Here is a 15,830-nt window from a genome sequence, read left to right on the forward strand (position 1 = left end):
CCGCTACGAACGCAAGGCCGAGCACTTCCTCGCCTTCACCAGCCTCGCCTGCACTCTCATCTGCTACCGCAGACTCGCCAAATGAGATGATGTCTTAACGCCGTTCCCTCCGACGGCCCAGCGCCCGTACGCGCCGCGCGGTGGTCGGGGCGTCGGCGCCCGACCCGTACGGGGCCGGACGGTCGGCGGGGCTCATCCGAGGCCGGGGACGTGGGAGACGAGGAGGTCGATCAGTTTGATCCCGACGAAGGGCAGGACGAGGCCGCCGAGGCCGTAGACGGCGAGGTTGCGGCGCAGCAGGTCGTGGGCGGAGGCGGGCCGGTAGCGCACTCCGCGCAGCGCCAGCGGGATGAGCGCGATGATGATCAGGGCGTTGAAGATGATCGCCGAGGTGATGGCGGACTCGGGGCTGTGCAGGCCCATGATGTTCAGCGCCTCCAGCCCCGGGTGGGCGGCGGTGAACATGGCCGGGATGATCGCGAAGTACTTGGCGACGTCGTTGGTGATGGAGAAGGTGGTCAGGGCGCCGCGGGTGATCAGCAGCTGCTTGCCGATCTCGACGATCTCGATGAGCTTGGTGGGGTTGGAGTCCAGGTCCGCCATGTTCCCGGCCTCCTTGGCGGCCGAGGTACCGGTGTTCATCGCCACGCCCACGTCCGCCTGCGCGAGCGCCGGCGCGTCGTTGGTGCCGTCACCCGTCATCGCGACGAGCTTCCCGCCGGCCTGCTCCCGCTTGATGAGGGCCATCTTGTCCTCGGGCGTGGCCTCGGCCAGATATTCGTCCACGCCGGCCTCGGCGGCGATCGCGCGGGCGGTCAGCTCGTTGTCTCCGGTGACCATGACCGTACGGATCCCCATGGCGCGCAGCTCGGCGAACCTCTCCCGGATGCCCTCCTTGACCACGTCCTTGAGGTGGACGATGCCGAGGACGCGCGGCCCGTCCCAGTCGTGCACGGCCACCAGCAGCGGTGTTCCCCCGGACTCGGAGACCTGCGCGGACCAGGCCGCGGCCTCCGCCCGGACCGTTCCACCGCGCATCGCCACCCAGTCCATCACCTGGGCGGCGGCGCCCTTGCGGATGGCGAGTCCGGCGCCGTTGTCCCAGCGCAGGTTGAGCCCGCTCATCCGGGTACGGGCGCTGAACGGCGTGAACTGCGGACTTGCCGGCTCGTGGAGGGCCGGCGGAGTGAAGCCGTACCGCGCGGCGAGTTCGACGATCGACCGGCCCTCGGGTGTCTCGTCGGCCAGGGAGGACAGCTGGGCCGCGTCCACCAGTGCTCCGTGGTCGACTCCGGGCAGCGGGATGAAGTCCGCGGCTTCGCGATTGCCGTGGGTGATGGTTCCGGTCTTGTCGAGGAGGAGGGTGTTCACGTCGCCGGCCGCCTCGACCGCACGTCCGCTCATGGCGAGCACGTTGCGCTGGACGAGCCGGTCCATGCCGGCGATGCCGATCGCGGACAGCAGGGCGCCGATGGTGGTCGGGATCAGGGTGACCAGCAAGGCCACGAGGGTGGTGGTCGACCGGTCGGCCCGCGCGTACCCGGCCATCGGTTCCAGGCTGACGACGACCAGGACGAAAACGAACGTGAGGGCCGCGAGGAGGATGTTGAGGGCGATCTCGTTCGGGGTCTTCTGCCGGGACGCGCCTTCGACCAGGGCGATCATCCGGTCGATGAAGCTCTCACCGGGGCGGGAGGTGACGCGGACGACGACCGAGTCCGACAGGACGGTCGTCCCGCCGGTCACACCGGACCGGTCGCCGCCGGACTCGCGCAGGACCGGGGCGGACTCCCCGGTGACGGCCGACTCGTCGATCATGGCGGCGCCGTCGACGACGTCCCCGTCCGCGGGGATCAGCTCCCCCGCCTCCACCAGCACGAAGTCGAACGGCTGGAGCTCGGCCGGCGTGATCACTTCGGTCTCGGCGGTACGCAGGTTCGTTCCGTACGTCCAGTGCCTCAGCCGGACCGCGACCGTGTCCGTGCGGGCCTTGCGCAACGAGGCGGCCTGGGCACGACCGCGGCCCTCGGCGACCGCCTCCGCGAAGTTGGCGAACAGCACGGTCAGCCACAGCCAGACGCTGATGACCCAGGCGAAGACCGACGGGTGGATGAGCGCGGACAGGGTCGTCAGGCCCGCGCCCACGGCGACGACGAACAGCACGGGCTTGCGGACCAGCTCGCGCGGATGCAGCTTGGCGACGGCTTCCCCGGCCGAGGCCGCGAGCCGACCCGGCTGCAGCACGTCCGCCGGTCGGGGGCGCTTGCGGGGCGGTCGGGTGACCGGGGAGCGGGGAGGATTGCCGAGACCCGGGGAGGTGTGCCGCGTGGCAGCGGAAGACATCGGATGACCTTCTGGGGGTACGGATTCGACAGGACGGCCCCTGCCCGCGCGTGGCGGACAGGGGCTCGGGAAGAGGGATGGGGCGCTGCCGGGGCCCCGCACAGGTGACCCCCTCGGCCGTCGTATGCGGAGGGAGGTCCCGGCAGCGCGCCAGGCATGAACGTAACGCCGTTCCCGCCCCGACACGACGTACGGGGCGGGGAATTGGCGGCGTCTTGACGGCCGCGTACGCGTCGCGTCAGGTGCGCGTCAAGATCGCGTCAGCGGCCGTCGGTGGTGACGCGGAAGCGGAGGCGGCAGATCACGGCGTCCGTGTCGCGGCGCACGGCGAGGGCGACCACGGAGCCGCGCTGGTTCTGCAGGATCCGCTGCCAGAGCCGCTCCGGCTCCGTCTCGGGGATGAGGACGGTCACCTGGACGTCAGGTCGCCGATCGGCCAGCTCACGGACGTAGGACGACACGGGCCGGCCCAGGGAGCGGGTCGGCGAGGACAGCTCGACGAGCTCGACCCCCGGGTCCCACAGCTCCCAGTCGCGGCGCAGCGCCTCGGTGGCCCGAAGGTCCTCGGGCGCGGAGTGGGTGACGGTGACGGCCAGGACCTCGTCGCCGAGCGAATGCGCGGCGGTCAGGGCCCGGCAGGTCAGCAGGGACAGCCCGGACACCGGGACGACGACCAGGGACCGGGAGCGGGTCGGCGGCTGGGGGACCCGACCCAGTTCGAGGCGCTCACCGATCCGGGCGTAGGCGCGATGCACCTTCTCGAAGCCGAGCACCAACAGCGGCAGGGCCACGACGATCAACCAGGCGCCCTCGGTGAACTTGCCGGCGGTCACCACGATCGCGCTGACGCCCGTCAGGAGCGCGCCGAAACCGTTGAGCAGGGCCTTCGCCCGCCCGCCGGCCGGACGCTCCAGCGACCAGTGCCGGACCATGCCGACCTGGCAGATGGTGAAGCCGACGAACACGCCGATCGCGAACAGGGGGACGAGGGTGTTGGCGTCGCCGCCCGAGAACACCAGCAGGACCCCGGAGACGAGGGCCAGCCAGACCACTCCGTGCCGGTGGACCTGGCGGTCCGCCTTGAGGGAGAACACGTGGGGGAGGTGGTTGTCGCGGGCCAGCAGGCCCATCAGGACGGGCAGCCCGCCGAAGGAGGTGTTCGCGGCCAGGGCCAACAGCACCACGGTGGCGAACTGGACGACGTAGAAGGCCGCGTTGTGGCCGAAGGAGGCGTCGGCGAGCTGCGCGAGGACGGTGACGCCCTCGACCGGCTGGAGGTGGAAGCGGCCGATCAGGACGGACAGGCCGATCAGCATGACGCCGAGCAGGGCGCCCAGGGCGACCTCGGTGCGCTGGGCGCGGCGGGCCGCGGGGGCGCGGAAGGAGGGCACGGCGTTGGCGACGGCCTCGACGCCGGTGAGGGCGGAGCATCCGGCGGCGAAGGCCTTGAGCAGGAGCAGCGCGCCGACGGCGGTGGCCCCGTCACCGAGGGCGGAGGCGTGGCCTGCGGCGGTCTGGGTGGAGACCGGTCCGTCCCGGAACAGGCCGACGGCGATCATCGCGAGGATGGAGCCGACGAAGAGCGCGGTCGGCACGAGGAAGGCCTTGGCCGAGTCCACGACCCCGCGCAGGTTCACGGCCGTGACGAGCACGAGCACGCCCAGGCAGATCCACACCCGCTCCCCGTACAGGGAGGGGAACGCCGAGGTCAGGGCGGCCACGCCGGCGGTGACCGACACGGCCACGTTCAGTACGTAGTCCAGGATGAGCGAGGCCGCGGCGACCAGGCTCGTGCGGCGACCGAGGTGCCGCTTGGCGACGGCGTAGGAGCCGCCGCCGTTCGGGAAGGCGGCGATGACCTGCCGGTAGGAGGCCACCAGCACGGCCAGCAGCGCCGCTATCGCCACGGTCACGGGCAGCGTGAAGCCCAGGCCGTACGCGCCCGCCGCCGCGAGGACGAGGACGATCGACTCGGGACCGTACGCGACGGACGCCATGGCGTCGAGCGAGAGCGCGGCGAGCCCTTGGAGCGCGGTCAGCCGGTGGCGTTCCTCCGCCTGGTCCGCGGCCGCGGCGCCGGTATCGGGGGGCTCCTCCTGGCTGGGTCCCGATCCGGCCGTCTTCGGTTCGCCTGTGTGTATGGCCATGTCGCCGTGTTCCTCCGAGGTGAGCAAAGTGAGGACAGCGTCGGAGTTCACGACCGGGTCCGCCGGCCGGCTTGGCGGGATCCATACGCGGGTCCCGCCACTCTTCACGCGTTCCATACGCGCCGCGCGGCAGGACGTATGGATCCCGTCAACACCCCACCCGTCCGCGTGCCGCCCCCTTCACCACGGGGCAGTGTGAGAAGGACGAGAGGGAAGGCGGCCTTCATGGACGTCGAGAATGCGGTGGGGCTCCTGGTGGCCCTGTGCCTGCTGTGCTACCTGGTAGTGGCCCTGATCAGGCCCGACAAGTTCTGATACCGGGAACTCCGTTTCCGGCCTCGCCGATCCGTCCTGACGGGAGGCGTCACATGTCCGGTTACCGATACCGGCTCCGTGACGGCGTCGCGTGGTGCGCGGCGCTCGCGGTCCCCTTCGCGGTGGCCTTGGCCCTGGTCCCGTTCCGCACCGACCTGTCCTCGACGAACGCGGCCCTGGTCATGGTGGTGGCCGTGGTGGCGGTCGCCGCGATGGGTACCCGGGCCACCGGGGCCGTCGCCGCGCTCTGCGCGGCGGCCTGGTTCGACTTCTTCCTGACCAGGCCGTACCGGGCGTTCACGATCACCGATCCCGAGGACGTCGAGACGGCGGTCCTCCTGCTGGCCGCGGGCCTGATCGTCTCGCAGCTCGCCGTGCGGACGCGGCGCCTGGCGGCGACCGTCACCGCCGACAACGCTCACCTGGCCGGTCTCCAGGCCGCCGCCCGTCTGGCCGAGTCGGCGGACTCGGCCGAGGACGTGGTCGAGTACGTGCGTCGGGAACTGATCGGCCTGCTGGGCCTGCGTGACTGCCGCTTCGAGTACGGCACCCTCATGGGGCACAGGCCGCGCCTGGAACACGACGGCGGGATCTGGCTGCGTCAAGGCCCTCGCATCGTCGAGTACGGCGTGTGGCCCGAGGGTGAGACCGAGCTCCGGGCCGTCGGTGGCGGTCACTACTACGGCAGGTTCCTCCTGAGTCCCGTCCCCGGTCCGCTCCCGCCCGAGGACTGCCGCCTGGTGGCCCTGGCGCTGGCGGCCCAGGCCGGTGCCGCACTGGACACCTCCGGACTGTCCCGGAAGGGATGAGGGACCGCGTTTCTCCGGGTTCTCGCGGCTTCGCGCGGCTTCGCGCGTTAGGGACACGTCAAAGGTTCCGGGGCGCCCGTATGGAGCCCGTCAAGGTGTCTTAACGCGGGGCTCCGAGCGCGGTTTGCTCTGTCTCGGCCACTGCGGCCAATTCCATTTCATCACTTCATCAGGAGCTCACGATGGCCGATCTGGCCTTCGTCGTCACCACGCTCGCGGTCTTCGCACTGGTGGCCCTCATCGCCAAGGGAGTGACCAAGCTGTGAGCGTCGAAAACATCGTCGGCCTGCTGGTCGCCGTCTCCCTGCTCGGTTACCTCGTCCTCGCCCTCGTGTACCCGGAGAGGTTCTGAGCGCCGACATGAGTCCCCAGATCGCTGGTGTGCTCCAGCTCCTCGCACTGATCGCCGCCCTCGCGCTGGCCTACCGCCCCCTGGGCGACCACATGGCCCGCGTCTACTCCTCCGAGAAGCACTACAGGCCGGAGAAGTGGATCTACAAGGCCATCGGCGCCAACCCGTCGGCCGAGATGCGCTGGCCCGCCTACCTGCGCGGCGTCCTCGCCTTCTCCGCGGTCAGCGTCCTGTTCCTGTACGCCCTGCAGCGTGCCCAGGGCGTCCTGCCCGGCTCGCTCGGTTTCCAGGCCATCGACCCGGACCAGGCCTTCAACACCGCCGCGTCCTTCGTCGCGAACACCAACTGGCAGTCGTACTACGGCGAGCAGGCCATGGGCCACGTCGTGCAGACCGGCGGCCTGGCGGTGCAGAACTTCGTCTCCGCCGCCGTCGGCATGGCCGTCGCCGTGGCGCTCGTCCGCGGCTTCGCCCGCTCGCGCACCGGTGAGCTCGGCAACTTCTGGGCGGACCTGGTCCGCGGCACCGTCCGCATCCTGCTGCCCATCGCCGTCATCGGCGCCCTCGTCCTGGTCGCCTGTGGCGCGATCCAGAACTTCGCCGGCATCCACGAGGTCGGACAGTTCACGGGCGGCACCCAGCAGTGGAACGGCGGTGCGGTGGCCTCCCAGGAGGTCATCAAGGAACTCGGAACGAACGGCGGCGGCTACTTCAACGCCAACTCCGCCCACCCCTTCGAGAACCCGGGCCCCCTCTCCAACCTCTTCGAGATCTTCCTGATCCTCGTGATCCCGTTCGCGATGACCCGCACCTTCGGCCGCATGGTCGGAAGCCTGCGCCAGGGCTACGCGATCCTCGCCACCATGGCCACCATCTGGATCGGCTTCACCGCCCTGATGATGTGGACCGAGTTCTCCCACCACGGCCCCGCCTTCGATGTCGCCGGCGGTGCGATGGAGGGCAAGGAAACCCGCTTCGGGATCGCCGGCTCCGCGATCTTCTCGGTCGCCACCACGCTCACCTCGACCGGTGCCGTCAACTCCTTCCACTCCTCCTACACGGGACTGGGCGGCGGCATCCAGCTGCTGGGCATGCAGCTCGGCGAGATCGCGCCCGGCGGTGTCGGCTCCGGCCTCTACGGCATGCTGATCATGGCCATCATCGCCGTGTTCATCGCCGGCCTGATGGTCGGCCGCACCCCCGAGTACCTGGGCAAGAAGATCGGCACCCGCGAGATCAAGCTCGCCGCCTGCTACATCCTGATCACCCCCGCCCTGGTCCTCGGATTCACCGCCGCGGCGATGGCCCTGCCGACCCCGCCGAACTCGATGCTGAACTCCGGCGCGCACGGCTTCTCCGAGGTCCTCTACGCCTACACCTCGGGCGCCAACAACAACGGCTCGGCCTTCGCGGGCCTGAACGCCGACACGCAGTGGTTCAACAGCACCATCGGCATCGCGATGCTGCTGGGCCGCTTCCTGCCCATGGTGTTCGTCCTCGCGCTGGCGGGCTCGCTCGCCGAGCAGAAGCCCGTCCCCGAGACCGCGGGCACCCTCCGTACCGACAAGCCGCTCTACACGGGCCTGCTCGTCGGCACGATCCTCATCGTCACCGGTCTGACCTACTTCCCCGCCCTCGCGCTGGGACCGCTCGCCGAAGGGCTCGCATCATGAGCACCGCCACTCCGACCCGTGCCCCGCACGAGGACCTGCCCACCGGGCACAAGCCGACTGCCGGCCGCGTCGGCGGGGGCATGTTCGACCCCAAGCAACTGATCAGGTCCTTCCCCGACGCGGTGCGCAAGCTCGACCCCCGCGTCATGATCAAGTCGCCGGTCATGTTCGTGGTCCTGATCGGTTCGGTGGTCACCACCGTGCTGGCCCTCACGGACCCCACCGACTGGTTCGGCTGGGCCATCACCGCCTGGCTGTGGCTGACGACCATCTTCGCCAACCTCGCCGAGGCCGTGGCCGAGGGCCGGGGCAAGGCCCAGGCCGACACCCTGCGCAAGGCCAAGACCGACTCCGTCGCCCGCCGCCTGACCAAGGACGGCGGCGAGGAGTCCGTACCGGGCACCGAGCTGAGGATCGGCGACCTGGTGGTGTGCGAGGCGGGCGACACGATCCCCGGCGACGGTGACGTCGTCGAGGGCGTCGCCTCGGTCGACGAGTCCGCCATCACCGGCGAGTCCGCCCCGGTCATCCGCGAGTCCGGCGGCGACCGCAGCGCGGTCACCGGCGGAACGAAGGTCCTCTCCGACCGGATCGTCATCAAGATCACCACCAAGCCCGGCGAGACCTTCATCGACCGGATGATCAACCTGGTCGAGGGCGCGTCCCGGCAGAAGACCCCCAACGAGATCGCGCTCAACATCCTGCTCGCCTCGCTGACCATCGTCTTCCTGCTGGCCGTCGTCACCCTCCAGCCCTTCGCGATCTACGCCGGCGCCGAGCAGTCGATGATCGTGCTCGCCGCGCTGCTGGTCTGCCTCATCCCCACCACCATCGGCGCCCTGCTGTCCGCGATCGGCATCGCCGGCATGGACCGCCTGGTCCAGCGCAACGTCCTCGCCATGTCCGGGCGGGCCGTCGAAGCCGCCGGCGACGTCTCGACGCTGCTCCTCGACAAGACCGGCACCATCACCCTCGGCAACCGCCAGGCGTCGGAGTTCGTCCCCGTCAAGGGCGTCACCGCCGCCGAGGTCGCCGACGCGGCCCAGCTGTCCTCCCTGGCCGACGAAACCCCCGAGGGCCGATCCATCGTCGTCCTGGCGAAGGAGAAGTACGGGCTGCGCGAGCGCCACCAGGGCGAGCTCTCGCACGCCGAGTGGATCGCCTTCACCGCCCAGACCCGCATGTCCGGTGTCGACGTCGACGGCAGGCAGACCCGCAAGGGCGCGGCCGGCTCCGTCATCACCTGGGTCGAGGAACAGGGCGGCACGGTCGCCGAGGACGCCGACCTGCTCGCCAACACGATCTCGGAAGCGGGCGGCACGCCGCTCCTGGTCGCCGTCAAGGACGACAGGGGTGCCCGGATCCTGGGTGTCATCCACCTCAAGGACGTGGTCAAGGAGGGCATGCGCGAGCGGTTCGAGGAACTGCGCCGCATGGGCATCAAGACCGTCATGATCACGGGCGACAACCCGCTGACCGCGAAGGCCATCGCCGAGGAGGCCGGCGTCGACGACTTCCTCGCCGAGGCCACGCCCGAGGACAAGATGGCCCTCATCAAGCGGGAGCAGGCGGGTGGGAAGCTCGTCGCGATGACGGGTGACGGCACCAATGACGCGCCGGCGCTCGCGCAGGCGGACGTGGGCGTGGCGATGAACACCGGTACCTCGGCCGCCAAGGAGGCCGGGAACATGGTGGACCTGGACTCCAACCCCACCAAGCTCATCGAGATCGTCGAGATCGGCAAGCAGCTGCTGATCACCCGCGGCGCCCTGACCACCTTCTCCATCGCCAACGACGTCGCCAAGTACTTCGCGATCATCCCCGCGATGTTCGCCGTGGTCTACCCGGGCCTGGACAAGCTCAACATCATGGGCCTGCACTCCCCCGAGTCGGCGATCCTCTCGGCCGTCATCTTCAACGCGCTGATCATCATCGCGCTCGTCCCCCTCGCCCTCAAGGGCGTCCGGTACAAGCCGACCAGCGCCGACAAGATGCTCCGCCGCAATCTGGGGCTGTACGGCGTGGGCGGCCTGATCGCCCCGTTCATCGGCATCAAGATCATCGACCTCCTCATCACCCTCATCCCCGGAATCGGCTGAGACGACATGAACAACTCTGTAGGCAACACCGCACGGTTGATCGGAGCCGGACTGCGCGCCCTGCTCGTCCTGACCGTGATCTGCGGGGTCCTCTACCCGCTCGCCGTCACCGGCATCGCCCAAGCCCTGTTCCACGACAAGGCCAACGGATCCGAGATCAAGGACAAGAGCGGGCAGGTCGTCGGGTCCTCCCTCATCGGGCAGACCTACAACCTCCCGAAGCAGAACCCCGACGACCCCGAAGAGGCGGCGAAGCCGGACCTCAAGTGGTTCCAGCCTCGCCCGTCCAACGGACTGGGCAGCAACAGCGTCAACACCCAGTACTCGCTGATCCTCTCCGGAGCCACCAACCGGTCCGCCGACAACGGCGCGGTCAACGGCCGGTGCACCAAGGACGCCGAGGAAGGCACCCTCTGCGCCCAGGTCGTCGCCGCCAAGGAGGCGGTCATCGCCGACAACTCCACGGCCGCCCGGCAGATCAGGCCCGAGGACGTCCCGGCCGATGCCGTCACCTCCTCCGGCTCGGGCCTCGACCCGCACATCTCCCCCGCGTACGCCGAACTCCAGGTCCACCGGGTCGCCGAGAGGAACGGCCTGAGCGTCGAGCGGGTCGAGAAGCTCGTCGCCGACCACACCACCGGCCGGACCCTCGGTTTCATGGGCGAGCCCCGCGTCAACGTCCTGGAGCTCAACACCGCCCTCAAGGCACTGACCAAGAGCTGACGCCCGTCATCGCGCGGACCGGGAGCCGGCGAGGTGCGGGACTCCACCGGCCGACGCCGGGAGGGGGCCCGAACACCCCGCCGGCTCCCGGTCCGCGCCCGCAACGAAGGAAAGGCTGCACACCGATGACCCGGGTGCTGGTGGTGGAGGACGATCCCCAGCTCGTCCGCGCGCTGCGGATCAACCTGCAGGCGCGCAAGTTCGAGGTCGAGGAGGCCTCCGACGGCAACGCTGCCCTGCGGCTCGCGGCCGCGCGCAAGCCGGACGTCATAGTGCTGGACCTCGGGCTGCCCGACATGGACGGCGTCGACGTGATCAAGAACGTCCGCGGCTGGTCCCGCGTGCCCATCCTGGTCCTCTCCGCCCGACACACCTCGGAGGACAAGATCCGGGCCCTGGACGCCGGAGCGGACGACTACGTGACGAAACCGTTCAGCATGGACGAGCTCCTGGCCCGTCTGCGGGCGGCCGCCCGCAGGAACGAGGCGCCGGCGGAGTCCAGGCCCGACGACGTCGCCGTGGTGACGACCGACGAGTTCAGCGTCGACCTGATCGCACGCAAGGTGCGACGGGGCGAGCGCACCGTACGCCTGACCCCGACGGAATGGCACCTGCTGGAGATCCTCATCACCCACCCGGGGCGGCTGATCACCCAGGCGCGGCTGCTGCTGGAGGTCTGGGGTCCGACGTACGGGGAGAACACCAACTACCTGCGCGTCTACATGGCCCAGCTCCGGCGCAAGCTGGAGGCGGACCCCTCGCACCCCCGGTACCTGATCACCGAACCGGGCATGGGATACCGCTTCGAACCCTGATCACACCGCCCGAACGCCCGCACGTCGACAGAGAAGAAGAATCTGCACATGGGACGCGGCAAGCTCCGCATCTACCTCGGCGCGGCACCGGGCGTCGGCAAGACGTACGCCATGCTCTCCGAGGCGCACCGCCGGGTCGAGCGGGGCACCGACTGCGTCGTCGGCTTCGTCGAACACCACGGCCGGCCGCGCACCGAGGTGATGCTGCACGGCCTCGAACTCGTCGCGCGGCGCGAGCTGGAGTACCGCGGCTCCACCTTCACCGAGATGGACGTGGACGCGATCCTCGCCCGCCGCCCCGCCGTCGCGCTCGTGGACGAGCTCGCGCACACGAACGTGCCCGGTTCGCGCAACGCCAAGCGATGGCAGGACGTCGAGGAGCTCCTCCGGGCCGGCATCGACGTCGTCTCGACCGTGAACATCCAGCACCTGGAATCGCTGGGGGACGTGGTCGAGACGATCACCGGTGTCCGCCAGCGCGAGACCGTCCCCGACGAGGTGGCTCGGCGGGCGGACCAGATCGAGCTGGTCGACATGTCCCCGCAGGCGCTGCGCCGGCGCATGGCGCACGGCAACGTCTACAAACCGGACAAGGTCGACGCGGCCCTCTCGAACTACTTCCGCCCGGGCAACCTCACCGCCCTGCGTGAGCTGGCACTGCTGTGGGTGGCCGACCGGGTCGACGAATACCTCCGGGAGTACCGCGGCGAGCACGACATCCGCACCACCTGGCAGGCCCGCGAGCGGATCGTCGTCGGCCTCACCGGCGGCCCGGAGGGCCGTACGCTGATCCGCCGGGCCGCCCGCCTCGCCGAGAAGGGGTCGGGTGGTGAGGTCCTGGCCGTCTACATCGCCCGCAGCGACGGACTCACCTCGGCCTCCCCCAAGGAACTGGCCGTCCAGCGCACCCTGGTCGAAGGCCTCGGCGGCAGCTTCCACCACGTCATAGGCGACGACATCCCCGACGCGCTGCTGGAGTTCGCGCGCGGCTGCAACGCCACGCAGATCGTCCTCGGCGTCAGCCGTCGCCGGTCGTGGCAGTCCGTCCTCAGCCCCGGGGTCAGCGCCACGGTCGCCCGCGAGTCCGGGCCCGACCTCGACGTCCACATCGTCACCCACGACGAGGCGGCCAGGGGCCGCCGCGGTCTGCCCGTCGCCCACGGCGCGCGCCTGGGGCGTTCCCGCCGCATCTGGGGCTGGCTCGCCGGCATCGCGGGCCCCGCACTGCTCAGCGTCCTGCTGAACCAGCTCGTACCCGGCCTCGGCCTCGCCAACGACATGCTGCTCTTCCTCGCCTGCACGGTGGCGGCGGCACTCCTCGGCGGGCTCCTGCCCGCCCTCGCGTCGGCGGCCTTCGGGTCCCTGCTGCTCAACTTCTTCTTCACCCCGCCGCTGCACCGGTTCACGGTCTCCGATCCGAAGAACATCGTCGCCATCGCGATCTTCATCGGGGTCGCCGTGTCGGTCGCCTCCGTGGTGGACCTCGCGGCCCGGCGCACCCATCAGGCGGCCCGCCTGCGCGCCGAATCCGAGATCCTCTCCTTCCTGGCCGGCAGCGTCCTGCGCGGAGAGGATTCCCTCGACGCCCTCCTGGAACGTCTGCGCGAGACGTTCGCCATGCGGTCGGTGGTCCTCCTGGAACGCGCCGGCGAGGTCGATCCGTGGACCACGGCGGCGTCCGTCGGCACCGGCCCGGTCGGCCGCCCGGAGGACGCGGACGTGGACCTGCCCATCGGAGACCACATGGCCCTCGCCCTGACCGGCCGGGTCCTGCCGGCCGAGGACCGCCGCGTCCTGGGTGCCTTCGCGGCCCAGGCCGCGGTGGTGCTCGACCGCCGGCGCCTGGTCGACGAGGCCGAGAAGTCCCGCGGGCTCGCCGAGGCCAACCGGATACGCACCGCCCTGCTCGCCGCCGTCAGCCACGACCTGCGCACTCCGCTCGCCGGCATCAAGGCCGCCGTGAGCTCGCTGCGCTCCGGCGACGTCGAATGGTCCGACGAGGACAAGGCCGAGCTGTTGGAAGGGATCGAGGACGGCGCCGACCGTCTCGCGGCCCTCATCGGGAACCTCCTCGACATGTCCCGGCTCAACACCGGCACCGTCGTCCCGCTCATCCGCGAGACCGACCTCGACGAGGTCGTCCCGATGGCCCTGGGCGGCGTACCGGAGGACAGCGTGGAGCTCGACATCCCCGAGACGCTGCCGATGGTCGCCGTGGACCGGGGCCTGCTGGAGCGGGCCGTCGCCAACATCGTGGAGAACGCCGTCAAGTACAGCCCACCCGGGCAGCCCGTCACCGTCTCCGCCAGCGCCCTGGCACGGCGGGTCGAGGTCCGCGTCGTCGACCGCGGCCCCGGGGTCCCCGACGAGGCCAAGGAAAGGATCTTCGAACCGTTCCAGCGTCACGGCGACGCCCCGCGAGGAGCGGGTGTGGGTCTCGGGCTCGCGGTCGCCCGCGGTTTCACCGAGGCCATCGGCGGCACCCTGACGGCCGAGGACACTCCGGGCGGGGGCCTCACCATGGTCCTCACCCTCCCCATGGCGGGGGAAGGTCCCGCGGTGTCACCGGAACTCCCGACCTCCACCGTGACCTGACGTCGAGCACCGTGACCTGACGTCGAGCGACCCGACACGGCCGACCGAAACACAGGAGCCGTCCGGCCCCGGTATCCCCCACCGGAGAGCCGGACGGCTCCTGTGTCGTGCGACGGGTGACCTGCACGCGGTCGTCCGGTCATACCCCCATGGTGGAACCGTCCAGCGCCTCGGGCGATGTCCGGCTCGTGGCCGGCGGCCCGCGTGCCCCGGGCCGTCTCCCGGCTCCGTCGCCACACCAGTCTGCGCACCGTCGCAGTCCCTGTCGGCACTCCTTGACGGGTTCCTTCCGCACCGAAGTCGATCCTTGACGCGGCTCTGACGAAGGACATCAGAAGGCCGTCAAGAAGCCTTCGATCACTTGCCCCCGCGTCCCCGATGCGCTGGGATTGCGCCATGAACAGCGGTCCGCGCCACTTCGATCGGCCACCGTCACGGCGATGCCCTGCCGGTATCGCGCCGGTGCGGCCGACGACGCCCGCTGTCCGCCCGGCCCTCTGACCCGGCCGGGCACCCCGCGCGTATCCCCCGGTCGGCTCCCTGACGGGCCCTGCCGGCGGCTCCGTACGCCGTTCCACCCTCACCGCATGGCCTGAGAACCCACCCCCCGCCTCGTGCCGGGGCGCCGGGTACCCCAGGCATGCCTTCTTCGACCCTCTTTCCGGGAATCCACCATGTCCTCATCCCTGTCCGGCCGTACCGTCCTCGTCACCGGAGCCACCTCCGGCATCGGCTACGAGACCGCCCGCCGGCTCGCCGAGCTCGGGACCACCGTCCTCCTCCACGGCCGTACGCCCGAGGAGGCCCGGGCCGCCGCCGATCGACTGATCGCCACCGCCGGCGTCAACGGCGTCCAACTGCGCTCTGTCCACGCCGACTTCACCCGTCTGGAGGAGGTCGAGGCCCTGGCCGCGGCCGTCGTGCGCGACCACCCTCGTCTGGACGTGCTCGTCAACAACGCTGCCATCGCCGCGCCCGAGCGCCACACGCTGACCGCCGACGGCAACGAGATCGCCTTCCAGGTCAACTTCCTGGCCCACTACCTACTGACCAACCTCCTGGAGCCCTCCCTCACCAGCGACCCCGGTGGGCGGGTCGTCAACGTCTCCTCCGCCCTCCACCGCTCCGGTGCCATCCAGTGGAACGACCCGCAGCGCGTGCGGCGCTATTCCCGCCTCGCCGCCTACGCCCAGTCCCAGCTCGCGCTGACCGTCTTCGCGGCCGATCCCCGCGTCACCGCCGTCTCCGTCAACCCCGGCGTCTGCGAGACCGGCCTCCTCCCGCTGTACGGGCACGAGGGCGCACCGGCCGCCGATGGCGCCCGCCACGTCGTACGGCTCTGCGACCCGGCCACCGAGATCGTCAACGGCGCCTACTACGACCGCTCCGAGCGCGTCGCCCCGGCCCCCGCCGCCGGCGAGGACCGCACCATCAAGCGCCTCAACAAGCTCGCCGACCTCCTCGTCGGCCACACCGCCTGAAGGGATACGGCCACATGTCCAAGCGCGCACGCAAGAAGAGGGCCCGCCGCAAGAAGGGCTCCAACCACGGCAGCAAGCCCTCCTGCTAGCCACCTGTCGGTGCGACGAGGCGCCGCACACCGATCTCACCCTGTCGACGGAACGACCGTCAACACCCCGTCAAGGTCCCGGCCGACACGCGTCAGGAAGCCATCAGGGCGGTTTCGTCCGGTGTCTCGTTGATGTTCGCTGGACGCGTTGGGGCGTACGAAGGAGTCGGGTACGGGTGAACACGGAAAACGTCGTAGGCATCGTCGTCGCGGTGAGCCTGGTCGGGTATCTGGTCCTGGCGCTGTTCTTCCCCGAGAAGTTCTGAGGATGAGCCGCCCCCTCGGTGCGAGGGGGCGGCCGGAGCCGACCACGGAGCCGCGGGACCGGGTTCGGTGCGCCGCCGAACCGCTCCGCACACGGACCGCGAGGGTCGGACCGTCGTGCCACC

Annotated in this window: 12 protein-coding genes; 10 read left to right on the plus strand and 2 right to left on the minus strand. The window is 70.5% G+C overall.

Translation table 11 applies throughout. From position 1 onward, the window contains the following. Positions 1-192 precede the first annotated feature (192 nt). Positions 193-2,343 (minus strand): potassium-transporting ATPase subunit KdpB, encoded by a 2,151-nt coding sequence (kdpB, locus tag AB0D01_RS36820; protein WP_363063232.1) that lies wholly within the window; start codon positions 2,341-2,343, stop codon positions 193-195. A gap of 260 nt (positions 2,344-2,603) precedes the next feature. Then, positions 2,604-4,490 carry an APC family permease gene (locus tag AB0D01_RS36825; RefSeq protein ID WP_363063234.1) on the minus strand — a complete coding sequence of 629 codons (1,887 nt, stop codon included), beginning with the start codon at positions 4,488-4,490 and terminating at the stop codon, positions 2,604-2,606. A gap of 225 nt (positions 4,491-4,715) precedes the next feature. On the opposite strand from AB0D01_RS36825, the gene kdpF (AB0D01_RS36830) reads away from it, so the two are divergent. The 10 genes from kdpF (AB0D01_RS36830) (at position 4,716) to kdpF (AB0D01_RS36875) (ending at position 15,707) form a co-directional block, all read left to right on the plus strand. Next, positions 4,716-4,805, plus strand: coding sequence for a K(+)-transporting ATPase subunit F (gene kdpF, locus AB0D01_RS36830; protein WP_363063236.1), 90 nt, complete (start codon positions 4,716-4,718; stop codon positions 4,803-4,805). A 53-nt stretch (positions 4,806-4,858) separates the two neighbouring features. Continuing rightward, on the plus strand, positions 4,859-5,614 hold the full coding sequence (locus AB0D01_RS36835; protein ID WP_363063238.1) for a DUF4118 domain-containing protein: 756 nt from the start codon (positions 4,859-4,861) through the stop codon (positions 5,612-5,614). Between the two features lie 262 nt (positions 5,615-5,876). Beyond that, positions 5,877-5,966 carry a K(+)-transporting ATPase subunit F gene (gene kdpF / locus AB0D01_RS36840; protein ID WP_363063240.1) on the plus strand — a complete coding sequence of 30 codons (90 nt, stop codon included), beginning with the start codon at positions 5,877-5,879 and terminating at the stop codon, positions 5,964-5,966. Between the two features lie 8 nt (positions 5,967-5,974). After that, positions 5,975-7,639, plus strand: coding sequence for a potassium-transporting ATPase subunit KdpA (gene kdpA, locus AB0D01_RS36845; RefSeq protein ID WP_363063242.1), 1,665 nt, complete (start codon positions 5,975-5,977; stop codon positions 7,637-7,639). Next, complete coding sequence (gene kdpB, locus AB0D01_RS36850) at positions 7,636-9,738, plus strand: potassium-transporting ATPase subunit KdpB (protein WP_363063244.1); 2,103 nt, start codon at positions 7,636-7,638, stop codon at positions 9,736-9,738. The genes kdpA and kdpB (AB0D01_RS36850) overlap by 4 nt, the downstream gene beginning before the upstream one ends. Positions 9,739-9,744: 6 nt before the next feature. Continuing rightward, positions 9,745-10,461, plus strand: a complete 717-nt coding sequence (locus AB0D01_RS36855; RefSeq protein WP_363063246.1) for a potassium-transporting ATPase subunit C — start codon at positions 9,745-9,747, stop codon at positions 10,459-10,461. Between the two features lie 125 nt (positions 10,462-10,586). Beyond that, entirely contained in the window at positions 10,587-11,276 is a 690-nt protein-coding gene (locus tag AB0D01_RS36860) for a response regulator (RefSeq protein WP_363063248.1), read from the plus strand. 48 nt (positions 11,277-11,324) lie between these two features. After that, complete coding sequence (locus AB0D01_RS36865; protein ID WP_363063250.1) at positions 11,325-13,871, plus strand: sensor histidine kinase KdpD; 2,547 nt, start codon at positions 11,325-11,327, stop codon at positions 13,869-13,871. Positions 13,872-14,545: 674 nt separating this feature from the next. Next, positions 14,546-15,352, plus strand: coding sequence for an SDR family NAD(P)-dependent oxidoreductase (locus tag AB0D01_RS36870; RefSeq protein WP_363063252.1), 807 nt, complete (start codon positions 14,546-14,548; stop codon positions 15,350-15,352). 265 nt (positions 15,353-15,617) lie between these two features. Next, a complete protein-coding gene (gene kdpF, locus AB0D01_RS36875; RefSeq protein ID WP_363063254.1) occupies positions 15,618-15,707 on the plus strand; it encodes a K(+)-transporting ATPase subunit F in 90 nt (29 codons plus the stop codon). Positions 15,708-15,830: the final 123 nt, after the last annotated feature.

The sequence above is a fragment of the Streptomyces sp. NPDC048606 genome, from assembly GCF_040650855.1.
Classification (GTDB): domain Bacteria; phylum Actinomycetota; class Actinomycetes; order Streptomycetales; family Streptomycetaceae; genus Streptomyces.